Below are 25,866 nucleotides of genomic sequence, written 5' to 3'. Positions count from 1 at the left end.
GGTCTTGACCCTCGGGACGAGGTGAACGACCGATCCGAACGGCCGGACGCGCCGGCGGCCGACCGGGTCAGGGCGCGACGCGCGCCCCGTCGCGCGCGGCCGTGCCCGCCGTCGTCGAGCCCGTCCCGGTCACGCCCTCCGGGAGCGCGCGGGCGTGCACGACGACCAGGCGCTGGGTCGGGCGGGTCATGGAGACGTAGAGGTCCGAGGCGCCGGAGGGGCCGGTCGCGATCTCGGCGGGCTCCACGAGCACCACGGCGTCGAACTCGAGCCCCTTCACCTGGACCGGGTCCAGGACCGTGAGGGGGGCGTCCGGTCCGGCGTCCACGAGACCGAGGGCGGCGCGCAGGGCGGGCACGGCCTGCGCCGCGGCGACGACGGCCACGCGCCCCGACTCCGCGGCGACGAACTCCGCGCGCGCCGCGTCGGCCTCGGCGCGGACCTGGGCGGGGAGGCCGTCGGGCGTCGCCTCGACGACGCGCAGCGCGTCCTCCACGTCGCGCGCGGACGTGAGCGGCGAGACGGGCAGCCCGGCGGCGAGGGCGGCGCGGCGGGCGGCGTCGGCGACGGAGGCGGGGGTCCGGTAGTTCACGGTCAGTTCCGCGAGCCGCCACGCGTCGCGGAACACCGGGTCGAGCATGCCCTTCCACGAGCGCGCCCCCGCGAGCGACGACGTCTGCGCGACGTCGCCGACGACCGTGAACGAGCGCGTCGGGCACCGGCGGACGAGCATGCGCCACGCCATGGCCGAGAGCTCCTGGGCCTCGTCGACCACGACGTGCCCGTAGGTCCACGTGCGGTCCTGCGCGGCGCGCTCCGCGGTGGTGAGGCGCGGGCCGCTCGCCGAGAAGCGCTCGGCGAGCACGTCCGCGCCGACGATCCCGCCGCCCGCACCGGACGACTCGAGCACCTGCCGCGCGTACTCGAGGTCCTGAGCCCGCTGCGCCGCCCGTGCGGCGGCCTCGGCCCGCTCCGCCTGGTCGTCCTCGCCGAGCAGCTCCGCGGCCTCGTCGAGGAGCGGCACGTCCGCGGGCGTCCACGGCGCCCCCTTCGGCCGCTCGAGCAGCCGCCGGTCGGCGGGCGAGAGCTCGGGCGCCGCCTCGGCGAGCCGGTGCGGCTTGGTCCACAGGTCCTCGACGAGGCGCTCCGGCGTGAGGGGGAGCCACGCGAGGTTGAGCGCGACGCGCACGTCGCGGTGCGAGCGCAGGTCCTCGAGCGCGAGCGCGCGGTCCTCGCCGACGAGCGGCTCGCCGAGCTGGCGCCCGTACTGGTCCACGAGGCGCGAGAGCATCTCGCGGACGAACGTGACGCGCGCGAGGTTGTGCGGCTTGTGGGTGCGCCGGGCCTTCGCGATGGCGTCGCGGACGTCGCGGCGCCGGATCAGCAGGTCGTGGCCGTCGAGGCGCACGGGGACGTCCGCCGCGGGCACGCGCTCGCGCGCCTGCACTGCGCGTCGCACGGCCCGGGCCATGACCGCCCGCCCCTTGACGCGCGCGACGCGGGGGTCTTCCGTGCCGTCGGCGACGACGCCCGGCAGGAGGTCGGCGATCGTCGTGCTGACGACGCCCGTCTCGCCCAGCGACGGCAGCACCTGGTCGATGTAGCGCAGGAACGAGTGGCTCGGGCCGACGAGGAGGACGCCCGAGCGCTCGAGCAGCCGCCGGTGCGCGTAGAGGAGGTAGGCGGCGCGGTGCAGCGCGACGGCGGTCTTGCCCGTGCCGGGCCCGCCCTGCACGACGAGCGCACCGGCCAGCCCGGACCGGATGATCGCGTCCTGCTCGGCCTGGATCGTCGCCACGATGTCGCCCATGCGCCCGGTGCGTCCTGCCGCCATCGCGGCGAGGAGCGCGCCCTCGCCGGAGAGCGTCGTCCCGGTGACGGCCTCGGGCGCGTCCAGGTCCAGGAGCTCGTCCTCGAGGCCCGTCACGTCGCGCCCGCGCGTCACCAGGTGCCGACGCCGGACGACGCCGTCGGGGTGGGCCGCCGTCGCGCGGTAGAACGACTGCGCCGCGGGCGCGCGCCAGTCGGTGAGGAGGCTCGTGTGCTCGGCGTCGGTCAGGCCGATGCGCCCGACGTAGCGGCGCGTGCCGTCGTCCAGGTCGAGGCGGCCGAACGCGAGCCGGTCCTCGACCGCGTCGAGCTGCGCGACGCGGTCCTCGTACAGCGTCGCGAACGCGTCGCGCTCGCTCCGGTTCTGCGGCGAGCCCGACGGTCCGGACCGGCGGACGGCGTCGAGCCGCGCGCGGGCGGCGGCGCGCAGCTCGTCGAGGCGTGCGTAGAGGGTGTCCACGACCTCCTGCTCGAGCCGGAGCTCGTCGTTGCGTCCCACGCTGTCCCTTCCCTCGGCCGGGCGTCGCGCCCGGGCGCCCGCCCGTGACACGGCCGTCCATTATGGCGCACGGGCGCCGGGCCCGGGACCGGTCCTCGGCGCGTCCCGGGCCCGTGACCGGGCCGGACGCGCGGCTGACGCTAGGATCGTGGGCCATGGCGACCAGAGGGGAGCGGGCGTCGTGACCGGGACCGACCGTCAGGTCCCCGCGCGGCCCTCGGCGCGGGGCGACGAGGCCGACGCGCGCGACCAGGCGCTGTCCGAGCGCGCGGTCCTCGCCCCGACGGACGAGCTGCGCATCCTCCTCGTCGAGGACGACGACGGCGACGCGATCCTCGTCGAGGAGCTGCTGGCGGACGGCAACCTCACGGTCGACCTCCACCGTGCGACGACCCTCGACGCCGCGCTCGAGATGCTCGTCTCCTGGCACGTCGACTGCGTCCTGCTCGACCTCGGGCTGCCCGACTCGGTCGGGCTGTCGGCGGTCGAGCGGGTGCGGACCGGCACCCACCCGCCCGCCCTGGTGGTCCTCACGGGGCACTCCGGCATCGACCTCGGCGTCCAGGCCGTCGCGGCCGGCGCCGACGACTACCTGGTGAAGGGGGAGGTCGACGGCGACCTCCTGAGCCGGTCGGTGCGCTACGCCGTGCAGCGCCGCATGTCCGTCGAGCAGCAGCGCGCGCTGTACCGCAGCGAGGTCCGAGCGGCCGAGACCGCGCGGCTGGAGCGCGCGCTCCTGCCCACGCCGCTCGTCCAGGACGACCGGCTCGACGTCATGGTGGGCTACGTCCCCGGCGGCAACGGCCTCCTCGGCGGCGACTTCTTCGACGCGGTCGAGCGACCCGACGGGACCGTCCTGTGCATCATCGGCGACGTCGCGGGCCACGGCCCCGACGAGGCCGCGCTCGGTGCGACGCTGCGCACCGCGTGGCGCACCATCGTGCTCTCGGACACCCAGCCGGAGGGCATCCTCCCGCTCCTGGAGCGCGTCCTCGTGCCCGAGCGCGCCCGTCCCGAGGTCTTCGTCACGCTCTGCCAGGTCGTGGTCTCCGCGGACCGCCGCCGCGCGGAGGTGTACCTCGCCGGGCACCTCGCCCCGCTCCTGCTGCGCGACACCGCGACCGAGATCACGCCCACCGCGCGCGGCCGTGCGCTCGGCATCCCCGTGCAGGGCGGGTGGACGTCGCAGTCCGTCGACCTCGGGGAACGCTGGGCGCTCATGCTCTACACGGACGGGCTCGTCGAGGCGACCGTCGCGGGGCCGGGGGGAGTGGTCGGGCCGCGCGCCCGACCGGAGCGCGTCGGCGTCGACGGCCTGCGCCGCGCGGTCGACAGCGCTCTCGAGCAGGGCGTCGAGGGGGTCGTGGAGCGCGTCTTCCGCCGCGTGCGCGACCTGCACGGCGGCCCGCTGGCCGACGACGCCGCGCTCCTCGTGCTCGGCTGGGGCGGGGACGAGGGCACCCCCGGCGAGCGCACGGCGACCCTCGCCGACTCGGACGAGTGGGCCCGGTGACGCCCCCGGTGGGCGAGACGGCCGTCGCGGGACGCGCCGGGCGCCGGCGTGCCCCGACCCTGCGCCGCCGGCTCGGGTGGGCGCTCGTCGTCGCGGGCGTGATCCTCCTCGGCGTCCTCGCGACGTCGGCCATCGCGCTCTCGCGCGTGCTCACCATCCAGAACGAGGTCACCGGGCCGTTCTTCGACGCCGTGACCGGGGCGGACGCCGCGTACGTGGGCCTCCTCGACGCCGAGGTCGCGGTCCGTGCGTACGTCGCGACCGGCGACGACACCGCCCTCGAGGCCTACACCCGTGCGGTGGGGACGGACGCCGAGGGCGTCGTCCCGGACGCCACCCTCGTCGACCGCCTCGGGTTCGACGCCGAGCTCGCGGCGCTGGCCTGGCGGTCCGACGCCTCCGTGCGGGCCTGGGTCGCCGACTACGCCGAGCCGGCCATCGAGACCACCGAGGACGACGGACCGGGACGGGTGCGTGCGGTCGACCAGGCCCACGGTGCCGAGCTGTTCGCGGCCGCCCGGGCCGACACCGCGCGGTACGTCGACGCGCTCCGGGCCGAGCGCGTGGAGCGGCTCGACGCGCTCGACCGGTGGAGCCGGGCGCTCTTCGGGAGCGTCCTCGTCCTGGTCGGCTCGGCGCTCGCGGTCGGGATCATCCTCTGGGTGTGCCTCAAGCGGTGGGTGACCGAGCCGATGGCCGAGCTCGCGCACCGCGTGCGGCTCGTGAGCTCCGGGAGCCTCGACGAGCCGGTCGTGACCTCGGGCCCGGCGGAGATCGCGGACCTCGCCCAGGACGTCGAGCACATGCGCGTCGAGCTCGTGAACCAGGTCGCGGAGATCAAGGCGTCGCACGAGGACGCCGCCCGCTCGCACGAGCTCCTCGCCGAGCAGGCGAGCGAGCTCGAGCGGTCCAACCGCGACCTCGAGCAGTTCGCCTACGTCGCGTCCCACGACCTCCAGGAGCCGCTGCGCAAGGTCGCGAGCTTCACGCAGCTCCTCAAGAAGCGGTACGGCGGGGAGCTCGACGACCGTGCGGACCAGTACATCGACTTCGCGGTCGACGGCGCCAAGCGCATGCAACGCCTCATCCAGGACCTGCTCGGCTTCTCGCGCGTCGGCCGGACGGGCAGCGAGCGCGTCGACGTGGACCTCGAGCGGGAGCTCGAGGGCGTGCTCGAGGACCTGTCCGAGAAGGTCGCGGAGACCGGGGCGAGCATCACGCACGACCCGCTGCCCGTCGTCGTCGGCGAGCGCGCGCTCCTGCACCAGCTGCTGGCCAACCTCGTCGGCAACGCGCTGAAGTTCCGCGACCCGGACCGGCCGCCGGCCGTGCACCTGGGGGTGCTCGCGCGCGACACGCACTGGGAGATCTCCGTCGAGGACAACGGGATCGGGATCGACCCGCAGTACGCGGAGCGCGTGTTCGTCATCTTCCAGCGTCTGCACGCCAAGGACGTGTACGAGGGGACCGGCATCGGGCTCGCGCTGTGCAAGCGCATCGTCGAGTACCACGGCGGCCGGATCTGGATCGAGCCGCGCGAGGGCGGGACGACGATCCGCTTCACGCTCGCCCACGCGTACGTGCACGCGCAGGTCGGCTACGCTCGCTCCGACCCCGACGGCGCGGAGCAGGTCACCCCTGCCCGCGCGCGCGACGACGACGAGGAGAGCCCCGCATGAGCCACGGCAGCAAGCCGATCGACGTCCTCCTGGTGGAGGACGACCCCGGCGACGTGCTCATGACGCGCGAGGCGTTCGAGGACCACAAGGTGACGAACCGTCTGTCGGTGGTCTCCGACGGCGTGAGCGCGCTGCAGTTCCTGCGCAAGGAGGGCGAGCACGCTGACGCCCCGACGCCGGACCTCATCCTCCTCGACCTCAACCTGCCCCGGATGGACGGGCGCGAGGTCCTCGCCGAGCTCAAGGCGGACGAGGCGCTGCGCAAGATCCCGGTCGTCGTCCTGACGACGTCGGAGGCCGAGGAGGACGTCGTGCGCAGCTACTCGCTGCACGCCAACGCGTACGTCACCAAGCCCGTCGACTTCGACCGTTTCATCGACGTGGTGCGCCAGATCGACGACTTCTTCGTCTCGGTGGTGCGCCTGCCCGGTCGCTGACCTGGGCGCGGTCCCGGGCGGGCGCGTGCGGGCCGCCGCTCCGGGAAGAACCGCGGGCCGAGGCGTGTTGTCCTCGTCAGGCCCGCCGCGCCGTCGGCAGCGCGCGGGCGAAGGACGTCACGAGGAGGATGCATGCTGGACCCTCGCGGGATCTACGAGCTCGACGAGCAGGCGGTGGCCCGCCTGTGGCCCACGCCGCCCGAGCCGGGCGCCGGGCCCGTGCTGCTGCACGCCGTCGCGGGGTTCGTCGACGCGGGCAGCGCGGGCGCGGTGGCGGTCGACCACCTGCTGGAGCTCGGCGAGGTCACCCGGGTGGTGACGTTCGACGTCGACCAGCTCCTCGACTACCGCTCCAAGCGGGCCACGATGACCTTCAGCACCGACCGCTGGTCCGACTACGACGAGCCCCACCTGGTGATCGACCACGTGCGCGACGCCGAGGGGACGGGGTTCCTGCTGCTGCACGGCGCCGAGCCGGACGTCCAGTGGGAGCGCGTGGTGGCTGCGGTGCGCGACGTCGTCGAGCGCCTCGGCGTGTCGCTCACGGTCGGCTTCCACGGCATCCCGATGGGGATCCCGCACACGCGCCCGCTCTCGGTCACGGCGCACGCGACCCGGCCCGAGCTGCTCGGCGAGCACACGTCGTGGTTCGGCACCGTGAAGGTCCCGGCCAGCCTCGCCGCGCTGCTGGAGCTGCGGCTCGGCCGCGCCGAGCACGACGCGCTCGGCGTGACCGTGCACGTGCCGCACTACCTGGCGCAGTCGTCGTACCCGCCCGCGGCGGTGGTCGCGCTCGAGCACGTGCAGCGCGTCACGGGCCTGGACCTCGCGACGAGCGGGCTCGCGGAGGCGGTGCAGGAGGCGAAGGCCGAGGTCGAGCGTCAGGTGCGGGACTCCGAGGAGGTCGCCGCCGTCGTGCGCGCTCTCGAGGAGCAGTACGACGCGTTCGCGCGCTCCGTGGGTCGGACGAGCCTGCTCGCCGAGTCCGCGCCGATCCCGACGGCCGACGAGCTCGGTGCGGAGTTCGAGCGTTTCCTCGCCCAGCAGTCGGGCGACTGAGCCGCGGCTCGCCCCACCCGCCCCGGTCCGCGGACCGGGGCGGAATGTGCCGAAAAATCATCACGAGAGGTGGCGAGTTCCGTGGCGGACCGGACGTGGTCCGTGCCACACTGTCACCCGTTGCAGTGACGTACTTGCGCACGACCCGGTGCAGGGCCGGTACGTGGGTCCGCCCGGCGGGGTGGTCCGGCGTCGGGCCTGCCGGCCGCACACGGCCGGGCGCCGGCGAAGGACGTGGGACATGGCATTGCGGCGCACGGGGGTGGACGAAGGGTCCGCTCGCTGATGTCCCCGGACGGACAGAAGGTCAGAGGAAGAGCATGGCGCAGGGTTCTGTGAAGTGGTTCAACGCCGAGAAGGGCTACGGCTTCATCGCGCAGGACGGCGGCGGTGCCGACGTCTTCGTGCACTACTCGGCGATCGAGTCGAACGGGTACCGCACGCTCGACGAGGCGCAGCGGGTCGAGTTCGAGATCACCCAGGGGCCGAAGGGCCCGCAGGCGGAGAAGGTTCGTCCGCTCTGACGTCCACGACGTCTCGCGCGTCCACGACGTCTCGCGGCCGGATCACCCGGTCGTCGCAGGAGCCGCGTCCCTCGGGCGCGGCTCCTGTCGCGTCTCACGACCCGTCTGCCGCCGGGCCGTCGGCCGGCGCGACCTCGGGGTCGTCGAGCACCGGGGCGGTGCCCACGAACGCGCGCAGCTCGTCGCCCGTGACGACGCGTGCCGGGACGGCGAGCGAGCGGACCGCACGCGCCAGCGTCGCGCTCGACAGGCTCGGCGCACCCGACCCGGCACGGACCGCGGCCAGGACGACGTTGCCGTAGCGGCGGCCCTTGAGCTGCGCGGGCTCCGCGATCGCCGCGACCCGGTCCTCCGCGCAGGACGCCTCTCCGAACGCGGCCGCGAGGGTCGCGGTCTCGCGGCGCGCCGTCGTGAGCGGCGGCCGGTCGGCGCAGTTGACGAGGTAGACCCCGCCCGGGCGCAGGACGCGGTGCACCTCGTCCGCCATGCCGCGGGTCGCGAGGTGGTCGGGCGTGCGGTCGCCGTCGAACACGTCCCGGACGACGACGTCGTACGAGGCGTCGGGAAGGCTCGCCACCGCGTGCCGCGCGTCGTCGGCGCGCAGCCGGAGCCGGGGGGAGCGCGGGAGGTCGAACCACGTGCGGACCAGCTCGAGCAGGCGGGAGTCGAGGTCGACCCCGAGCTGGGACGAGCCGGGCCGGGTGTGCTCCACCCAGCGCGGGAGGCTGCACCCCGCCGCGCCGAGGTGCAGCGCGCGCAGAGGGCCGGGGGCGAGCTCGTCCACGACGGCCGCCATCTGCTGCATGTACTCGAACGCGAGCATCCCGGGGTCGTCGAGGTCGAGGTAGGAGCTGGGGACGCCGTTGACGTACAGCGTGACCGCCGACGGGTGGTCGGGGTCGCGCTCGACGTGCGCCGTCCCCGTCGACGTGGCCACGGGCCCGGTCGGCAGGTCGGGGGCCGCGCCACGGCTCCCGTTCGCCCGGCGCCGGGACCGTGTGGGTGGCGCGGAGGACCCTGGGGAACGTCGGGAGGTGCGGCGAGCCATGTGCTCACCGTAGGGCCGGCCGGCACCGGACGTTGACAGGATCGAACAGGTGTTCGATAGTGGAGGAGGAGGTGCGCGATGTCGAACGAAGCAGGCGCGAAGGGGGCGGTCGCCGTCCCCGCCGAGGTCCGTCGGCTGCTGGACCGTGCGGACGCGGAGCTCGTCGCGGCGGCGCTCGCGCAGGACGCGGGCGAGCGCTTCGTGCACGCGCACCTCGGTGCGCTGCGCGCCGCCGCGGCGGTCGTCGCGCTGCGTGCCCGGCCCGTGCGCCGCGGCCGGGCCCGCTCGGTGTGGGACCAGCTCGCGGACGCCGAGCCGTCGCTCGCCGCCTGGTCCGGCTACTTCGCGAGCGGGGCGCGCGTCCGCGCCGCCGTCGACGCGGGCCGGTTCGACGCCGTGGACCCGCGCCGGGCCGACGAGCTCGTGGCGTGCGCCGAGGACTTCCGCGACGAGGTCGCGATGCTCGTCGACCCCGACGCCGGGTTCGTCCGGATGCCCGGCCTGCGGACGGTGGCGTCGTGACCCGGGCGCTGCCTGCGTCGAGCGCCCGGTGAGGCGGCGATGAGCCGCGGTCCGCGCGCGAGCGTCCGCCGCGACTGGGGCGACGACGAGGAGGGGTGCTCGATCCTCCACGTCGACATGGACGCGTTCTTCGCGTCCGTCGAGCTCGCCCGGCGCCCCCAGCTCGTCGGTCGCCCGGTGATCGTCGGCGGCGCGGAACGGGGTGTCGTCCTCGCGGCGACGTACGAGGCGCGGGCCTTCGGTGTCCACTCGGCGATGCCGATGGTGACGGCACGCCGCCTGTGCCCGCAGGCGATCGTCGTCCCGCCGGACCACACGCGGTACCACGAGGTCTCCCGGTCCGTCATGGCGGCGATCGGCGAGATCACGGCGCTCGTGGAGCAGGTGAGCGTCGACGAGGCGTTCCTCGACGTGAGCGGGGCCCGGCGACGGCTCGGGCCGCCGACGCGGATCGCGGCCGAGCTGCGGCGCCGCGTGCGGGCCGAGCACGGCATCACCTGCTCGGTCGGCATCGCGACGAACAAGTTCGTCGCCAAGCTGGCCTCGACGCACGCGAAGCCGGACGGCGTGCTCCTCGTGCCGGCCGCGGCCACGGTCCCGTTCCTGCGCACGCTGCCCGTGGGCGCGCTGTGGGGGGTGGGGGAGCGGACCGAGAGCGCCCTCGCGCAGTGGGGCATCCGGACCGTCGCCGAGCTGGCCGACACGGACGTCGCCTCCCTCCAGGCAGCGGTCGGCAAGGTCGCGGGCGCGCACCTGCACGACCTCGCGTGGGGGCGCGACCCCCGGCCGGTCGAGCCCGAGCGGTCGGAACGGAGCATCGGCGCCGAGACGACGTTCGCCCACGACCTGCGCGACCTCACGGCGGTCCAGGCGCGCGTCCTGGAGCTCGCGGACCGGTGCGCGGGCCGGCTGCGCCACCAGGGTCTCGTCGCACGCACCGTGAGCGTGAAGGTCCGCACGAGCGACTTCCGCACCGTCACCCGCGCGCGGACCCTCGGCGCCCCGACGGACGTCGCGCGGGAGATCTACCTCGTGGCGCGGGAGCTCGTCTCGAGCGTCGACCTGCGGGGCCTGGCCGTCCGGCTCGTGGGGGTCCGCGCGGAGGGTCTCGAGCCGCGCGCGGAGGCCGTCGTGCAGCCCACGCTCGAGGAGGCCGTCGAGGAGACGAGCGCGGCGCGGCGCCGCGTGGAGGAGGCCGTCGACGCGGTCCGAGGGCGGTTCGGCGTGAGATCCATCGCCATGGGGCCCGCCAGGGCCCGCTCGACTACCACCCCCGCGGATGTCGATCTATCCTGAGGGTGACACACGACCAGCGTGGAGAAACGGGGTGCTCATGCCTCTGTCTGAGTACGAGCAGCGGGTCTTGGAGCAGATGGAGCGCGCGCTCACCTCGGACGACCCGCGGTTGGCGAACACGCTCCAGGCGCCACGACGACGTTCGGCGCTGCGCTACGTCCTGGCCGGGGTCGGCGTGGTAGGCGGCCTCCTCCTCCTCGTGCTGGGCGCTGCGCTCTCGCAGACCTGGCTCGGGGTGATCGGCTTCGTCCTCATGTTCGGGGGCGTCGTCCTGGTCTTCCAGTCCCCGCGCTCGTCGCGCAAGGGACCGGTCGGGACCGTCGAGGCGGACGGCACCGTCCGCCCGGCCGCGCCGAGCAAGTCGACGCGCAAGCCGTTCCTCAGCCGACTGGAAGAGCGCTGGGACCGTCGGCGCGAGCAGGACGGTCGCTGAGCGATCCGTCGACCGCGTCGACCGCCGCGTCGACGAGCTCCTGGAGCCGCTCCGGGCGGGTGACCGTCCGCGGTTCCGGGGCGTAACGCTCGGCCTCGAGGGCAGACGCCAGCCCGGCGACCGCCTCGGCCACGTCCTCGTCGCGCGGGTGCTGCCCGCGACGCGCCTGCAGGCTCGCGACGACGGCGGCGGGAACGCGGCGGGGAGTCGTGGACGTCGGCCACCGCACGTCGAGCGCCCCGAGCCTGTCGACGAGCTCGTCCCACGCGTCCTCGGCGTCACGTAGGCTCGGCGTCTCGGACCGACGCCGCAGCACGAGCCACAGCGCCCCGCCGACGGCGACCGCGACGAGGAGCGCGACCCCCACGACGAGCGGCCACGGCGCGCCCTCGTCCGCACCGCCGCCGGTCGTCCCACCGGTCCCGGACGTCGTGGGTGCCGGGCTCGCGGGGGCCGAGGGCGCCCCGGTCGTCGCGCCGGGGGTCGGCACGTTGCCCGGGTCCTGCGGGCCTCCCGGGGTGACGGCCACGGGCGTCGCCCAGCGCGGCGTGGGCCCCGTCTGCTGGGCCGGGGTCGGCTCGAACCGCACCCAGCCCTGGCCCGGGAACCAGAGCTCCGGCCAGGCGTGGGAGTCGCGGCCGGTGACCTGGAAGCTCGAGTCGTCGACGCGCTCGCCCGGCAGGAACCCGACGCCGAGGCGCGCGGGGATCCCGAGGGTCCGCGCCATCATCGTCATCGACGTCGCGAACTGGACGCAGTAGCCCGTGCGGTCCTGGAGGAAGTCCCAGACCGCGTCGCCGGAGTCGCCCGGGGGGACCTCGGTCGAGTACGTGAACTGCGAGACGTCGCGGAAGTACGTCTGCAGCGCGAGCGCCTGGTCGTAGCGGGTCGGCGCCCCCTCGACGACCGCGGCCGCCAGGTCGCGGATGTCCTGCTCGTGCTCGGTCGCCGGGACGTCGAGGTAGTTGGGGTCGTCCGGGTCCGCGCCGCTCGCCCCGCGGAGCGACTCCGCGTCGAGGGGGCGGGAGAAGACCGCGAGCTCGTAGGCGGTGCCCGCGCCGGTGGGCTGCTCGCCGAGCACCTCGTCGCGGACGTCGTCGTACGACCAGTCGCCGTCGATGTCCACGGTGCGGGGCTCGGTCGGGAGGGGGAGCTTCGTGTCCCGCAGCGACTCGAGCGTGACACGCACGGAGGTCGGCTCCTCGACCCCGCCGGGGTCGGTGGGCCACAGCATCTGGTCGGCCGCCTCGATCGGGGTGCCGTCGCGGTCCGCGCCGCGCCGCCAGTTGGTGCCGTCGAAGCCCGTGAGGGTGAACACGCGGAGCGGGCCGACCTCGTCGCCGTCGGTGCGGTAGCGCAGCACGACCTCGCCCGAGCGCTCGGCGAGGTCGCGCCGCATGTCCAGGTCGTCCGAGAGCCGCACGGTCTGCCCGGTCGACGAGAAGAGCCGGGACCACGACGCCGACGCGACCTCGGGGAGAGAAGCGCTCGCCGACCCGAGGCCCAGGGCGACGACCGCGACGGCGACCGCCACGACGAGCGCCCCGGCGGCACGCAGGCCACCGGCCGCACGGTCCTCGGCCCGTCGCGCGGCCGCGCCACGCCGCACGGTGCGGTGCGGGTTGTCGACCGCGAGGAGCAGGACCAGCGCCGTCACGGTCACGACGAACGCCAGGGGCGGGATCTCGCCCATGATGACGAGTCCGGGGACCCACAGCGCGAGGAGCGGCACCGCGACGCCCGCACCCAGCCGGAGACCGCCGGCCATGAGGTCGGCGACGAGGAACACGACGACGGCGCCGCCGACGGCCATGAGCGCGATCGGCAGGCTCGGGTCGATGGGGGCGACCTCGGCGAGCGTGAGGTCCCGCGCGGTGGAGAGCCGGGACAGGACCCGGTCGACGTTGGAGAGGCCGATGAGCAGGGAGAACCGGTCGGTCGGGCCGCCGTAGAGCCCGAGCAGGGCCCAGAGCCCGACGACGAGCCCAGCGAGCGAGGGGAGCAGCGCGGCCGGCGGGGCGAGGGTCTCCCCGCGAGCGGCGTGGCCGCGCTCGAGGGCGTACCGCGAGACGCCGGTCACGAGGGCCAGGACCGCGATGGTCCGCACGGCGGTGCCGGTCCAGCCGCCCGGACCGATGACGCTGCCGAGCGCGTAGGTCGACGCCGTGACCGCGACGGCGACGAGCGCGGTCGTCGCGAGCACGCGGAGGCCGACCGAGGTCGTGGAGTCGGGGCGGGACGTGGTCATCGTGAGCCCTCCACGAGCAGGGTCCAGGCGTGCTCCAGGGACGCCGACGGGTCGACGAGCGCGGCGTGCCACCCGGTCGAGCGCAGGGCCGCGACCGTCTCGAGGGCGTCCGCGTGCTCGGGCGCCCAGGGACGAGCGCTCACCACGAGCGCGCGGTGCAGGCCGTCCCCGGCCATGGCCGCGACCGTGTGCCGGGCGACCGAGCCGAGCGGGCCGAGCACCGCGACGGTGATCTCGCCCGGGCGCCGGTCCCGCCGCAGCGCCTCGGACGTCGCGACGACCGAGCGGTCGGCGTCCGCGACGACGTGGTGCCCGTGCAGGTCGACGGTGGCGTCCAGGAGGTCGGCCGGGCCCTCGCCCGAGCGGTTGACGCGGAAGCCCGTGCCGGACACGACCGGCGCGAGCGACGTCGGGACGAGCCGGACAGGGTGGCCGGCCTGGAGGAGCGACACGCCGATCGACGCCGCGCACTCGACCGCCCACTCGCCGTCGGCGAGCGCGCGCGGGCTCGACGCGGCGAGCTCCGGGTGGGGCAGCAGCCCGCGGTCGAGGAGGACGCTGACGGGCGGCAGGCCCGCGCTCTCGTCCGCGCGGACCATGAGCTGACCGTGCCGGGCCGCGCTGGCCCAGTGCACGCGCCGCGGGTCGTCGCCGGCGACGTAGTCGCGCAGCACCGAGTCGTCGCTCGACGCGAGCCGGGCGCCCGACGCGGAGCGCTCGTGCTCGCCGAACGCGCGCGACCCGCGGACGGGCAGCTCCACCGTGCGCGGCCACACGGCCACCGCGGTCGGCTCGCCGAGCTCCTGGGTCGCGCTGACCAGGCCGAACAGGTCGACCCGCGTCGTGAGCAGCGGGCCGAGCGGCCACCGCCCGCGGCGGAGGGGGCGCAGCCGGTAGCGCACCGCGATGTGGTCGCCCACCGTCGCGACCTGGGCGCGCAGGGAGCCCTGGTCGCACAGCTCGTGCGCCGCCTGCTCGCTGATCCGCAGGCGGGCGAGCGTCGTGGCCGTGGACGACGTCGCCCGCGCGGCCGCGACCGTGAGGCGCGCCGTCGTGAACTGCCCGCGCACGGCGGGGTTCGGCTGGACGCGGCGCGACACGTGCAGGGCACCACGACCGCGGTCGATCCGACGGACGGCCATCCAGCACCAGGCGGCGCCGACGGCGAGCGCCCCGGCGACGCCGAGCCCGACGAGGTCGGGCAGCCCGAGCGTGACGCCCAGGACGGCGAGCGCGGCGCCGGCGGCGAGCACCACCGTGCCGCGGCGGGTCAGGCGCGCGCTGGCGAGGCTCCTGCCCCTGCCGCGGAGCCGCGCGAGGAACGACGGGGCGCGCACGTCAGCGTCGCTCGGTCGCGTCCAGGGCGGGGATCGGCGTCTGCGCCACGATCGACGCGACGACGGCCTCGGCGTCCTGGCCCGAGAGCCGGGCCTCCGTCGTGATGACGAGGCGGTGCGCGAGCACGGGGACGGCGAGGTACTGGACGTCGTCGGGGAGCACGTGGTCGCGCCCCGCCATGGCCGCGAGGGACTTCGCCGCGCGCAGGAGCTGGAGCGTCGTGCGGGGCGAGGCGCCGAGCCGCAGGCCCGGGTGCTCGCGCGTCGCGGTGACGAGGGCGAGCACGTACCGCTTGACGGCGGTGGACGCGTAGACGGCCCGCGCGACCTCGGCGAACCGCAGGACGGCCGCGCCGGTCGTCACGGGGCGGAGGTGCGCCAGCGGGTTGTCCGACTCCTGCCGGTCCAGCATCCGGAGCTCGGCGTCGACGTCGGGGTAGCCGACGGTCAGCCGCGCCATGAAGCGGTCGCGCTGCGCCTCCGGGAGCGGGTAGGTGCCCTCCATCTCGACGGGGTTCTGCGTCGCGACGACGAGGAACGGGCTCGGCAGCGGGTGGGTGGTCCCGTCGACCGTCGTCTGTCCCTCCTCCATGCACTCGAGGAGCGCCGACTGCGTCTTGGGCGAGGCGCGGTTGATCTCGTCGCCGATGACGATGTTCGAGAAGACGGGGCCGGGGCGGAACTCGAACTCGTGGTTCGCCGCGCGGTAGATGTTGACGCCGGTGAGGTCGCTCGGCAGGAGGTCCGGCGTGAACTGGATGCGGCCGACCTTGCAGTCGATCGTGCGGGCCAGCGCCTTGGCGAGCGTCGTCTTGCCGACGCCGGGGACGTCCTCGATGAGGAGGTGACCCTGGGCGAGGAGGACGGCGACGGTGACCGTCACGAGGTCCGGCCGGCCCGTGACCACGGACTCGATGCCGGAGCGGATCCGGCCCGTGGTCTCGACCAGCTCGTCGAGTCCCGCGAGGGGGCCGCCCCCGGGCTCGTCGGAGGGCGCGACAGGGGCGATGTCGGGGAGCACGGAGACCTCCGTCGTCGATGGCGCAGGGCCGCGGACCAGGGAGACCGCGGGTGGGAAGAGCCTAGTGGACCGCCGGCCGTGCGCCGAGCGTCGTCGCGAGGGCGGGAACGCGCCGCGCCGGCACGCGCCCGCCGCGGGGCACTGCGGGCGGGCCGCCGCCGCGACGCGCCATGGGGAGCACTCCCCTCCACCGCGCTCCACGCGCCTGACCTGCGGAGATCCTGCGAAGGCGGGTGAAAGCCGGTGGATTCACCGAGAGCGGTGGAGGGAAGTGGAGTACCGTGGAGGAGAAGGGAGCAGGAGAGGAGGTGCCTGGTGCATGTCCGGTTTCGTGGACGACGTGCTCGGCGGTTCCTCCGGCCTGCTCCTGGGCACCTTCACGCCACGGCTAGACGACAAGGGGAGGCTCATCCTCCCCGCGAAGTTCCGGTCGCGGCTCGCACCGGGTCTCGTCATGACGCGGGGGCAGGAGCGCTGTCTGTTCCTGCTGCCGATGGACGAGTTCCGGCGCATGTACGACCAGATCCGGCAGGCGCCGGTGACGAGCAAGCAAGCCCGGGACTACCTGCGCGTCTTCCTCTCGGGGGCGAGCGACGAGATCCCGGACAAGCAGGGACGCGTCTCGATCCCCGCGCCCCTGCGGGCGTACGCGGGGCTCGACCGCGACGTCGCCGTGATCGGCGCCGGCACGCGGGTGGAGATCTGGGACGCGCAGGCGTGGGAGACGTATCTCGCGGAGCAGGAGTCGGCGTACTCCGACACCGCGGAGGAGGTGTTCCCGGACCTGCGCTTCTAGGGTCACCCCCGGCTCCCGCACGGTGAGGCCTCCTCCCGCCCGGTCTGACGCACTTCCCCGGCGCCAGAAAGGACGCGGAGGGAGACCTGACCGTACGGGGCCGGGCCGACGAGGAGCACCACCCGGCGGCGCGTCCCGCGCCACCCGGCCACCGACCAGCACGGAGAGGAGACGGACATGACGAGCACTCCCGACGACGCCGCCGAGCGGCACGTCCCGGTCCTCCTCCAGCGGTGCGTCGACCTCCTCGCTCCGGCGCTGGCGCAGCCCGGCGCCGTCCTCGTGGACTGCACGCTCGGGATGGGCGGGCACACCGAGGCGGTCCTGGAGCAGGTCCCGACCGCGCGCGTCGTCGGCATCGACCGCGACCCCGAGGCCATCGCGCGCGCGTCGCGCCGTCTCGAGCGCTTCGGCGACCGGTTCCGCGCGGTGCACGCCGTCTACGACGAGATCGGCGAGGTCGTGGCCGACGTCGTCGGCGGGCCGGTCCAGGGCGTGCTCATGGACCTCGGCGTCTCGTCGCTGCAGATCGACGAGGCGGACCGCGGGTTCTCCTACGCGCACGACGCGCCGCTCGACATGCGCATGGACGCGACGACCGGCCAGACGGCCGCCGACGTCCTCAACACCTACGACGAGCGCGCGCTCACGCGGATCCTGCGCGACTACGGCGAGGAGCGGTTCGCGCAGCGCGTCGCCCGGGCGATCGTCCGACGTCGCGAGCAGCGCCCGTGGGAGCGCAGCGCCGAGCTCGTCGAGGTCGTCCGCGGGGCGATCCCCGCGGCGACGCGCACGACGGGCGGGAACCCGGCCAAGCGCACCTTCCAGGCGCTGCGGATCGAGGTGAACGGCGAGCTCGAGGTCCTCGAGCGCGCGGTCCCCGCCGCGGTGGACGTGCTCGCCGTCGGGGGACGCATCGTCGTCGAGTCGTACCACTCGCTCGAGGACCGGATCGTCAAGCGGGTGCTGGCCGCGGGGGCGACCGTCAGCGCCCCGCCCGGGCTGCCCGTGGTGCCGGAGGACGACCAGCCCTACCTGCGGCTCCTCACCCGGGGCGCGGAGGAGGCACCCGCGGAGGAGCGGGAGTCCAACCCGCGCTCCGCGTCCGTCCGGCTCCGCGCCGCCGAGCGGACCCGACCCACGCCGCAGCACCGGCGCCCGACGCACCGCCAGACCGACCGACCGCACGACCCGGGGGAGAGGACACGATGAGCGCACAGAGGTCGACCGCCGCCCGCCCGCTCCCGCGCACGGCGCGCCCGGCACCGCGCCCGTCGCTCACGGCGCTGCCGGGTGGCGCGTCCGAGCGCGCGCTCCGCTCGCGGCTCGAGATCGTCCGCGCGCCGCTGCAGGCGCGGTCCAAGATCCCGTTCCTCGTCGTCTGCATGTCGATCCTCGGTGCCGCGCTCCTGTGTGCTCTCCTGGTGAACACGACGATGGCGCGCAACTCCTACGAGATGTCGGAGCTGCGCCGGGAGGTGAGCCGCGTGGCCCAGGACACGCAGAGCCTGCAGGCGCAGGTCGATGCCCGGAAGACCTCGCTGCCGGACACCGCGGCGTCCCTCGGCATGGTTCCCGCGGAGGACCCCGCGATGCTCCGGCTGTCCGACGGCACGGTCGTCGGCGGCGTGCTGGAGGAGGCCGGGCAGTGACGGGCGACGCCGGAGCGGGACGCGACCGCCGGTCGCGACCCGCAGCGAGCACGCAGCGGACCCGACCCGCCCCCACGGCCTCCCGGCCCTCGCCGGGAGGCCGCGGTGCTTCCGGCGCGGGCCGGGCCGCGGCGGGCGGCGCGGCGCGCACCGGGTCGCGGACGCCGGCGAACGGCACGCGGAGCGTGGCCGCGTCCGCCCGGTCGTCGAGGGGCACCGGCTCCCGAGCCCCGCGGGACGGCGCCCGCCCGCCCGCCCGCCCCGCGCGGGCGAGCCGGGAGCCGGGGCGTCCCGAGCGGCGCCAGCGGTGGCTCATCGTGGTCGCCGGCGTGATCACGGCGGTCTTCGTGGGTCAGCTCGTGAACGTCCAGGTGCTCCGCGGGCCGGCGCTCGCGGCGGACGCGCGCGCCGACCGTACGCGCAGCTCGACGCTCCTGGCCCACCGTGGTGACATCACCGACGCCGACGGCGTGGTGCTCGCGACCTCGGTGGACCGGTACACGGTCGCGGCGGACCCGAAGACGATCGCCGACTTCACGCCCCGTACCGCGGACCTCGTCGACGGCGAGCCGCTCGAGGAGGGCGGTGCCGTGGGCGTGGCCAAGCTGCTCGCCCCGATCCTCGGACGGTCCGCCCCGGAGCTCGCCGCGCAGCTCAACGGGACGTCCCGGTACGTCGTCCTCGCCAAGGACGTCACGCCCGAGGTGCAGCGCCAGATCGCCGACCTCCGGCTCTCCGCCTACGTGCGCACCACCATGACGAGCGAGCGGACGTACCCGGCGGGCACCGTCGCGGGCAACCTCGTCGGCTTCGTCAACGAGGAGCAGGCGGGCGGCGGCGGGGTCGAGGCGTCCTACGACGACGTCCTCGCCGGCGTCTCCGGGTCGCGCGAGTGCGAGGCCGGGCTGGGCGGCCAGGTCATCCCGACCGGCCGGTGCGACGTCGTGGAGGCGGTGCCCGGGCGCAACGTGCAGCTCACGGTCGCGCGCGACGTGCAGTGGAAGGCGCAGGACTCGGTGGACCGCGCCGTGAGCGAGACCGGCGCGGAGTACGCGATCGCCGTCGTGCAGGACGTCCGCACGGGCGAGGTCCTCGCGCTCGCGGACTCCGGCACGGTGAACCCGAACGACCGCACGACGGACGCCGTCGCGCGGCCGAGCCGCGCGGTGTCGAACGTGTTCGACCCCGGGTCGACGGGCAAGGTCGTCACGATGGCCGCCGCCATCGAGGGCGGGTACGCCGACCCGGCGACCCAGTTCGAGGTGCCCTACCTCTACACGACGCCCAACGGCGAGACCTTCCGGGACTCGCACGAGCACCCGGTGGAGCGGCTCACGCTCGCCGGGGTGCTCGCCGAGTCGTCGAACACCGGGACCGTCCAGGTCGGGGAGAAGATCCCCAAGCAGGTGCGCTACGACTATCTGCACAAGTTCGGGTTCGGCGAGAAGTCCGGCCTCGGCCTGCCGGGAGAGTCCGCCGGCATCCTGCACCCCGCCGACGCGTGGGACGGCCGCACCGAGTACGCCGTGCTCTTCGGCCAGAGCGTGTCCGTGAACGCGATCCAGGCTACGAGCGTCTTCTCCACGATCGCGAACGGGGGCGTCCGCACGACGCCGAGCATCGTCGCCGGCACGACCGACGAGCGCGGAGCGTTCGTCCCCGCCGAGCGCCCGGCCCCGGTGCGCGTGGTCTCGCAGGAGACGGCGGACACGGTGCTGCACATGATGGAGTCGGTCGTCGAGGAGGGCACGGGTTCCAGCGCCGCGGTGCCCGGCTACCGGGTGGCCGGCAAGACGGGCACGGCGCAGATGGCCGGCTCCGACGGGAGGCTGTCCTCGATCATGGCGTCGTTCATCGGCGTGGCGCCCGCGGACGACCCGCGCTACACCGTGTCCGTGTTCCTCAAGGACCCCCACTCGTCGATCTTCGGCGGTGTCGTCGCGGCACCCGTGTTCAGCGAGATCATGGGCTTCACGCTCGAGCACGAGGGCGTGCAGCCGAGCACGGAGCCGTACGTGCCGCTCCCGACGACGTGGTGAACCTCACCTCGTCGGTCGGCCCCGCCCGGCGAGCCCGTCGCTCCGTCCGGGGCGGCGTCCGTGGAGGTCCGGTGAATCATGGTCCGGAGCGGCGGCGAGGGCGGGACGGCTTGCGGGGGTGGCGGTCGCGGCACGGTAGGTTCTACACGTGACATCCCCGATCGACCGCCTTCGTCCTGCCGCGACCACCCGTCGGTCGGTCGAGGACCTGGCAGCACGGTTCGGCCTCGACGTCCGCGCAGGTGACGGGCCCGCAGCGCCGTCGGCACCGGGCCCCGTCGAGGTGTGGGGGGTCGCCTCCGACGACCGCACGGCGGACGCGGGCGACCTCTTCGTCGCCCTCCCCGGTGCCCGGGCGCACGGGGCGCGCTTCGCTCCCGCGGCCGTCGCGCGCGGGGCGCACGCCGTCCTCACGGACGAGCAGGGCGCGGCGCTGGCGGCCGAGGCGGACCTGGGCGTCCCGGTGCTCGTCGCCGCGGACCCGCGCGCGCTGCTCGGCCCCGTCGCCGCGTGGGTCTACAGCAGCCCCGCGCAGGACCTCACGACGTTCGGCGTGACCGGCACGAACGGCAAGACCACCACCACCTACCTGGTCGACCACGCGCTCCGCGCGCTCGGCTGGAAGGGCGGCCTCATCGGCACGGTCGAGATGCGGTCGGGCGACCGCGTCCTGCCGAGCCGCCTCACGACCCCGGAGGCCGCCGACCTGCAGGCGCTGCTCGCGGCGATGCGGGAGGACGAGGTGCGCACCCTCGCGATGGAGGTCTCGTCGCACGCGCTCGCGCTGCACCGGGTCGACGGCCTCGTGTTCGACGTCGTGGGCTTCACGAACCTCAGCCAGGACCATCTCGACTTCCACGGCGACCTCCAGGAGTACTTCGAGGCGAAGGCGCTCCTGTTCACGCCGGAGCACGCCCGCCGCGGCGTCGTCGTCGTGGACGACGCGTGGGGCGAGCGCATGGTCGCGGCGGCCCGCATCCCGGTCGCGTCGCTGCGCGTGGGCACGCAGGACGCCGCGGACGCGCAGCCTGCCGCCGACTGGACCGTGCACGACGTCGAGCCGTCGGCGGCGGGGGGCTCCGCGTTCACGTTGCGCCACCGCGACGGGCGGAGGGTGCGCACGACGACCGCCCTGCCCGGTGCGTTCAACGTCGCCAACGCGGCGCTCGCCCTCGCGCTCGTGCTCGAGGCGGGCACGGACCCGCGCGACCTGGAGGCGGCGCTCGAGGCGGCCGGCGGGCTCACCCCGGCGGTCCCGGGACGCATGGAGCTCGTCTCGCGTCCTCCGCACCGCCCGCGCGTCGTCGTCGACTTCGCCCACAACCCCGACGCGCTGGCGCTCGCGCTCGACGCGCTGCGCCCGACGACGCCCGGTCGCTTGGTCGTCGTGTTCGGCGCCACGGGCGACCGCGACCGCGGCAAGCGGCCCACGATGGGCGGCGTCGCGGTCGAGGGGGCCGACGTCGTCGTCGTCACGGACGACGACCCGCACGGCGAGGACCCGGCCGCGATCCGGGCCGAGGTCCTCCCGGGGGCCCTCGCCGCCCGCGCGGCGGCAGCCGCCGCCCCGGAGGCGCGCGACGTCGTGGTGCTCGAGGTCGCGCCGCGCGCACGCGCGATCCGCGAGGCGATCGCCGCCGCCGGCCCCGACGACACGGTGCTCGTCGCGGGCCGCGGCCACGAGGTGTGGCAGGAGATCGCCGGCGTCGACCACGCCCTGGACGACCGTGTCGAGGCGCGCGCCGCGCTCGAGGAGCGGGACGCGGGCGGCGCACCCCACGGAACCCCCGACGACCTGAAGGAGCACCACGCATGATCGAGCTCACTGCGGCGCAGGTGGCCGCAGCGACCGGCGGACGGCTGGCCGCCGACCCGGAGGCGCGGGTCGGGGGGCCCGTCGTCGTCGACTCGCGCCGGGTCGAGCCGGGATCGCTCTTCGTCGCGCTGCCCGGCGAGCACGTCGACGGCCACGACTACGCGGCCGGGGCGGTCGCCGCCGGTGCGACCCTGGTCCTCGCGGCCCGTGAGCTCGACGTGCCGTGCGTCGTCGTCGACGACGTCCAGACCGCTCTGGGCGAGCTCGCCCGGCACGTGCTCGCGACGCTGCGCGAGCGTGGCGACCTGCGGGTCGTCGCGGTGACCGGCTCCGTGGGCAAGACCACCACCAAGGACCTGCTGGGGCAGCTCCTGCGGCCCGAGGGCGCGACGGTCGTGCCGCGCGGCTCGTTCAACAACGAGATCGGTCTCCCGCTCACCGTGCTCGAGGCGGACGACTCGACGCGCTTCCTCGTGCTGGAGATGGGGGCGAGCGGCGCCGGCCACCTCACCTACCTGACCCGCATCGCGCCCCCCGACGTCTCGGTGGTCCTCGTCGTGGGCAGCGCCCACCTCGGGGAGTTCGGCGGCATCGAGGCCGTGGCGCGCGCGAAGGCGGAGATCGTCACGGGCCTGGCCCCGGGCGGGGTCGCGGTGCTCAACGCCGACGACCTCCGCGTCGCCGCGATGGCCGACGCCGCGCCGGGCGAGGTCGTGACGTTCGGGACGATCCCCGCGTCCGACGTGCGCGCCGAGGACCTCGGGATCGACCGGACCGGCCGTGCGTCGTTCACGCTGCGCGTGCGCCCGGGAGCGTCCGGGGCGACGGGCGCGGAGGCGCACGCGCGCGTGACCCTCGGCCTCGTCGGGGAGCACCACGTGACGAACGCCCTCGCGGCCGCGACGGCGGCGCTGCGCCTCGGCGTCGCGCTGCCCGACGTCGCCGCGCGGCTCTCCGACGCGCGCGCGCTGAGCCCGCACCGGATGCAGGTCACCGAGCGCCCCGACGGCGTGACGGTGATCGACGACTCGTACAACGCCAACCCCGACTCGATGCGGGCCGCGCTCAAGGCGCTGGCGGTCATGGCGGGGCGCGACCGGCGGTCCGTCGCGGTGCTCGGCGAGATGCTCGAGCTCGGCGAGGACTCGCGCGTCGCTCACGACGACATCGGCCGGCTCGTGGTCCGATTGAACGTCAAGCTGCTCGTCGTGGTCGGCGAGGGCGCCGGCGGGATCCACGACGGCGCGACCCAGGAGGGGTCGTGGGGCGACGAGACGCGGTTCGTCCCCGACGTCGAGGCGGCGTCCGCGCTGCTGCGCGACGAGCTGCGGGAAGGGGACGTCGTGCTCGTGAAGGCCTCGAACGGGTCCGGCCTGTGGCGGCTCGGTGACGAGCTGGCCGCGGCCGGCGCGGACACGTCCGGAGGTGACGGCGCATGATCGCGATCATCGTCGCGGCGGGCGTCTCCCTGCTCGTCGCCCTGTTCGGCACGCCGCTGTTCATCCGGTTCCTCGTCCACCGCAACTACGGGCAGTTCGTCCGCCAGGACGGCCCGACGGCGCACTTCACCAAGCGCGGGACGCCCACCATGGGCGGGGTCGTCATCATCGGGGCGACGCTGCTCGGCTGGGCGATGTCGTACGTGGTCTCGGGGCGGTTCCCGAGCGTGTCCGCCCTGCTCGTCCTGTTCCTCATGACGGGGCTCGGGATCGTCGGCTTCCTCGACGACTTCACGAAGATCCGCAAGCAGCGCAGCCTCGGGCTCACGGCCCGCGCGAAGATCATCGGCCAGGGCGCGGTCGGCATCGCGTTCGCGGTGCTCGCGCTGCAGTTCCCGAACGAGCACGGCCGCACGCCGGCGTCCACGCGCATCTCCTTCCTGCGCGACACGAACCTCGACCTCGCGTTCGCGGGCGCCACGGTCGGGCTGATCCTGTTCGTGATCTGGGCGAACTTCCTCATCACGGCGTGGTCGAACGCGGTGAACCTCACGGACGGCCTCGACGGCCTCGCGACGGGCGTGTCCCTCATCGTGTTCGGCTCGTACGTGCTCGTGGGGATCTGGCAGCTCAACCAGACGTGCCAGCGCCTCGCCTCGGCCGGTCCGAGCTGCTACGAGACGCGAGACCCGCAGGACCTCGCGATCGTGGCCGCGGCGATCGTCGGCGCGTGCTTCGGCTTCCTGTGGTGGAACGCGAGCCCGGCGAAGATCTTCATGGGCGACACCGGGTCGCTCGCCCTCGGCGGCGCGCTCGCCGGCCTGTCGATCCTCACGCGGACCGAGTTCCTCGCGCTCATCATCGGCGGCCTCTTCGTCATCATCGTGCTCTCCGACGTCATCCAGATCGGCTTCTTCAAGATGACCGGTCGGCGCGTGTTCAAGATGGCTCCGCTGCACCACCACTTCGAGCTGTCGGGCTGGGGCGAGGTCACCATCGTGATCCGCTTCTGGCTCATCGCCGGGCTGTTCGCCGCGCTGGGCATCGGCATCTTCTACGCCGAGTGGGTGGTCGGCTAGTGGCACGCGACCGTCACGACCTCGCGGTCCCGCTCGACGTGGCGCGCGTGGTCGTCGCCGGCCTCGGCGTCTCGGGCCGGGCGGCCGCCGCCGCCCTCGCGACCCGGGCCGCCGCCGTCGTCACGCTCGACGACCGCGCGGAGGACGCCGACCTGCACGCCGCGGAGGACGTCGACCTCGCGGCGACCGACCTCGTCGTCGTCTCGCCCGGGTGGCCGCCGAGCCACCCGTTCCTCGTGGCGGCGGCCGAGCGGGGCGTCCCGGTGTGGAGCGAGGTCGAGCTCGCCTGGCGCCTGCGCGTCGACGGCCCGTCCGGGCGTCCCGCGCCCTGGCTCGCCGTGACCGGGACGAACGGCAAGACGACGACCGTCGAGATGCTCGAGACGATCCTGCGGACCGCGGGCCTGCGCGCCGCGGCGGTGGGCAACGTCGGCACGCCGGTCGTGGAGGCCGTGCTGGACCCGACGCTCGACGTGCTCGCCGTGGAGCTCTCGAGCTTCCAGCTCCACTTCACGCACACGACGTCGCCCGAGGCGGGCGCGGTGCTCAACGTCGCCCCGGACCACCTCGACTGGCACGGCGGGATCGACGCGTACGCGGCGGACAAGGGCCGGGTCTTCGAGGACGCGCAGGTGGCGTGCGTGTACAACGCCGCGGACCCGCGCACCGAGGCGCTGGTGCGCGAGGCCGACGTGGTCGAGGGCGCGCGCGCCGTCGGCTTCACGCTCGGCGCCCCGACGCGCGGCCAGCTCGGCGTCATCGAGGACGTGCTCGTGGACCGCGCGTTCCACGCGCCCGCGGACGCTCCCGACCGGCACACGCACGCGGCCGAGCTCGCCACGCTGGGCGACCTCGCGCACCTGGCCGGGGCCGACGGCGTCGTGCCCGCGCACGTCGTCGCGAACGCGCTCGCCGCGGCCGCCCTCGCCCGGGCCCACGGCGTCCCGGCCGTCGCCGTGCGCGACGGCCTGCGTGCGTTCCGCACGGGCGCGCACCGCATCGAGCAGGTCGCGTCGGTCGACGGCGTCGCCTACGTCGACGACTCCAAGGCGACGAACGCGCACGCGGCCTCCGCGTCGCTCGCGTCGTTCGCGCCCGGGACCGTCGTGTGGGTCGCGGGCGGCCTCGCCAAGGGCGCCTCGTTCGACGAGCTCGTCGCCGCGCGCGCCGACCGGCTGCGGGCCGTGGTGCTCATCGGCGTGGACGCGGAGCCGTTCGCGGGCGCGCTCGCCCGACACGCGCCCGATATCCCGGTCGTGCGGGTCGATCCTGGCGACACTGGGACCGTGATGCCCCGCGCCGTCGACTCCGCCCGCCGCCTCGCGCAGGCCGGCGACACGGTGCTGCTCGCCCCGGCCGGCGCGTCGATGGACCAGTTCCGCTCGTACGCGGCGCGCGGCGACGCGTTCGCCGACGCGGCGCGCGCGCTGCGCCCCGACCACGGGTAGGCCGGTCCGGCCATGACACAGACCGCGAACGGACGAGGGGCGCCGTCGACGCGCACGACCCCTCGCACGGGCGCGGGTCGGAAGTCGGCACGGGGCCGGGCGAAGCCGCCGGTCGGCCGCGGGGCGCGCCCTCGCACGACCGCCGTCCCGG

The 25,866-nt window shown here is 75.3% G+C and carries 21 protein-coding genes; 16 read left to right on the top strand and 5 right to left on the bottom strand.

The genetic code is table 11. The features are described 5' to 3' along the window. Positions 1–67: 67 nt before the first annotated feature. Positions 68–2,329 (bottom strand): HelD family protein, encoded by a 2,262-nt coding sequence (locus ACTJIY_RS08290; RefSeq protein ID WP_440674195.1) that lies wholly within the window; start codon positions 2,327–2,329, stop codon positions 68–70. 181 nt (positions 2,330–2,510) lie between these two features. On the opposite strand from ACTJIY_RS08290, the gene ACTJIY_RS08285 reads away from it, so the two are divergent. From ACTJIY_RS08285 to ACTJIY_RS08265, 5 genes are all read left to right on the top strand, one after another. Further along, entirely contained in the window at positions 2,511–3,842 is a 1,332-nt protein-coding gene (locus ACTJIY_RS08285; RefSeq protein WP_353709474.1) for a PP2C family protein-serine/threonine phosphatase, read from the top strand. Beyond that, positions 3,839–5,521: a sensor histidine kinase gene (locus ACTJIY_RS08280; protein ID WP_440674196.1), complete on the top strand. Its 1,683-nt coding sequence runs from the start codon at positions 3,839–3,841 to the stop codon at positions 5,519–5,521. The genes ACTJIY_RS08285 and ACTJIY_RS08280 overlap by 4 nt, the downstream gene beginning before the upstream one ends. Next, the gene (locus tag ACTJIY_RS08275; protein WP_253051353.1) at positions 5,518–5,958 is read left to right on the top strand and encodes a response regulator; all 441 of its coding nucleotides are present in this window, start codon (positions 5,518–5,520) and stop codon (positions 5,956–5,958) included. The genes ACTJIY_RS08280 and ACTJIY_RS08275 overlap by 4 nt, the downstream gene beginning before the upstream one ends. Positions 5,959–6,090: 132 nt before the next feature. Continuing rightward, on the top strand, positions 6,091–7,017 hold the full coding sequence (locus ACTJIY_RS08270) for a proteasome assembly chaperone family protein (RefSeq protein ID WP_253051354.1): 927 nt from the start codon (positions 6,091–6,093) through the stop codon (positions 7,015–7,017). 320 nt (positions 7,018–7,337) lie between these two features. Continuing rightward, on the top strand, positions 7,338–7,541 hold the full coding sequence (locus ACTJIY_RS08265) for a cold-shock protein (RefSeq protein ID WP_034655075.1): 204 nt from the start codon (positions 7,338–7,340) through the stop codon (positions 7,539–7,541). A gap of 94 nt (positions 7,542–7,635) precedes the next feature. Here the strand turns inward: ACTJIY_RS08265 and ACTJIY_RS08260 are convergent, their stop codons facing one another. Continuing rightward, positions 7,636–8,478: a spermidine synthase gene (locus tag ACTJIY_RS08260; protein ID WP_353709472.1), complete on the bottom strand. Its 843-nt coding sequence runs from the start codon at positions 8,476–8,478 to the stop codon at positions 7,636–7,638. 189 nt (positions 8,479–8,667) lie between these two features. Between ACTJIY_RS08260 and ACTJIY_RS08255 the strand changes: the two genes are divergently transcribed. The 3 genes from ACTJIY_RS08255 to ACTJIY_RS08245 are packed head-to-tail and all read left to right on the top strand — an operon-like array spanning position 8,668 to position 10,840. After that, complete coding sequence (locus ACTJIY_RS08255; protein WP_253051356.1) at positions 8,668–9,111, top strand: SAV_6107 family HEPN domain-containing protein; 444 nt, start codon at positions 8,668–8,670, stop codon at positions 9,109–9,111. A gap of 39 nt (positions 9,112–9,150) precedes the next feature. Then, positions 9,151–10,407 carry a DNA polymerase IV gene (locus tag ACTJIY_RS08250; protein WP_439157517.1) on the top strand — a complete coding sequence of 419 codons (1,257 nt, stop codon included), beginning with the start codon at positions 9,151–9,153 and terminating at the stop codon, positions 10,405–10,407. Between the two features lie 37 nt (positions 10,408–10,444). Beyond that, on the top strand, positions 10,445–10,840 hold the full coding sequence (locus tag ACTJIY_RS08245) for a DUF3040 domain-containing protein (RefSeq protein WP_253051358.1): 396 nt from the start codon (positions 10,445–10,447) through the stop codon (positions 10,838–10,840). Here ACTJIY_RS08245 and ACTJIY_RS08240 read toward each other — a convergent pair. From ACTJIY_RS08240 to ACTJIY_RS08230, 3 genes are read right to left on the bottom strand one after another with little or no spacing between them, the layout of a single operon-like run. After that, positions 10,788–13,088, bottom strand: a complete 2,301-nt coding sequence (locus ACTJIY_RS08240) for a transglutaminase family protein (RefSeq protein WP_440674197.1) — start codon at positions 13,086–13,088, stop codon at positions 10,788–10,790. The two genes, ACTJIY_RS08245 and ACTJIY_RS08240, sit on opposite strands and share 53 nt — an antisense overlap. Continuing rightward, a complete protein-coding gene (locus ACTJIY_RS08235) occupies positions 13,085–14,425 on the bottom strand; it encodes a DUF58 domain-containing protein (RefSeq protein ID WP_253051360.1) in 1,341 nt (446 codons plus the stop codon). The genes ACTJIY_RS08240 and ACTJIY_RS08235 overlap by 4 nt, the downstream gene beginning before the upstream one ends. 1 nt (position 14,426) lies before the next feature. After that, positions 14,427–15,446 (bottom strand): AAA family ATPase, encoded by a 1,020-nt coding sequence (locus tag ACTJIY_RS08230; protein WP_440674198.1) that lies wholly within the window; start codon positions 15,444–15,446, stop codon positions 14,427–14,429. Positions 15,447–15,807: 361 nt separating this feature from the next. Here ACTJIY_RS08230 and mraZ point away from each other — a divergent pair, with 361 nt between their 5' ends. The 8 genes from mraZ (at position 15,808) to murD (ending at position 25,715) form a co-directional block, all read left to right on the top strand. Then, on the top strand, positions 15,808–16,242 hold the full coding sequence (mraZ, locus tag ACTJIY_RS08225) for a division/cell wall cluster transcriptional repressor MraZ (RefSeq protein ID WP_031316739.1): 435 nt from the start codon (positions 15,808–15,810) through the stop codon (positions 16,240–16,242). A 177-nt stretch (positions 16,243–16,419) separates the two neighbouring features. Next, complete coding sequence (rsmH, locus tag ACTJIY_RS08220) at positions 16,420–17,454, top strand: 16S rRNA (cytosine(1402)-N(4))-methyltransferase RsmH (protein WP_253051361.1); 1,035 nt, start codon at positions 16,420–16,422, stop codon at positions 17,452–17,454. Continuing rightward, the gene (locus tag ACTJIY_RS08215) at positions 17,451–17,894 is read left to right on the top strand and encodes a hypothetical protein (protein ID WP_253051362.1); all 444 of its coding nucleotides are present in this window, start codon (positions 17,451–17,453) and stop codon (positions 17,892–17,894) included. The genes rsmH and ACTJIY_RS08215 overlap by 4 nt, the downstream gene beginning before the upstream one ends. Before the next feature lie 329 nt (positions 17,895–18,223). Continuing rightward, positions 18,224–19,933: a peptidoglycan D,D-transpeptidase FtsI family protein gene (locus ACTJIY_RS08210; RefSeq protein ID WP_253051363.1), complete on the top strand. Its 1,710-nt coding sequence runs from the start codon at positions 18,224–18,226 to the stop codon at positions 19,931–19,933. 148 nt (positions 19,934–20,081) lie between these two features. Next, positions 20,082–21,749, top strand: a complete 1,668-nt coding sequence (locus tag ACTJIY_RS08205; RefSeq protein ID WP_440674199.1) for a UDP-N-acetylmuramoyl-L-alanyl-D-glutamate--2,6-diaminopimelate ligase — start codon at positions 20,082–20,084, stop codon at positions 21,747–21,749. Continuing rightward, positions 21,746–23,188: a UDP-N-acetylmuramoyl-tripeptide--D-alanyl-D-alanine ligase gene (locus ACTJIY_RS08200; RefSeq protein ID WP_440674200.1), complete on the top strand. Its 1,443-nt coding sequence runs from the start codon at positions 21,746–21,748 to the stop codon at positions 23,186–23,188. The genes ACTJIY_RS08205 and ACTJIY_RS08200 overlap by 4 nt, the downstream gene beginning before the upstream one ends. After that, positions 23,185–24,267, top strand: a complete 1,083-nt coding sequence (mraY, locus tag ACTJIY_RS08195; RefSeq protein ID WP_253051366.1) for a phospho-N-acetylmuramoyl-pentapeptide-transferase — start codon at positions 23,185–23,187, stop codon at positions 24,265–24,267. Before ACTJIY_RS08200 ends, mraY begins: the two co-directional genes overlap by 4 nt. Beyond that, positions 24,267–25,715: a UDP-N-acetylmuramoyl-L-alanine--D-glutamate ligase gene (gene murD, locus ACTJIY_RS08190; RefSeq protein WP_440674201.1), complete on the top strand. Its 1,449-nt coding sequence runs from the start codon at positions 24,267–24,269 to the stop codon at positions 25,713–25,715. Before mraY ends, murD begins: the two co-directional genes overlap by 1 nt. Positions 25,716–25,866 lie beyond the last annotated feature (151 nt).

The organism is Cellulosimicrobium sp. 22598, from assembly GCF_052044445.1.
GTDB classification, from domain to species: Bacteria; Actinomycetota; Actinomycetes; order Actinomycetales; family Cellulomonadaceae; genus Cellulosimicrobium; species Cellulosimicrobium cellulans_G.
The sequence above is the reverse complement of the archived record's forward strand: the minus strand, read 5'-3'. Positions and strand labels throughout refer to the sequence as shown.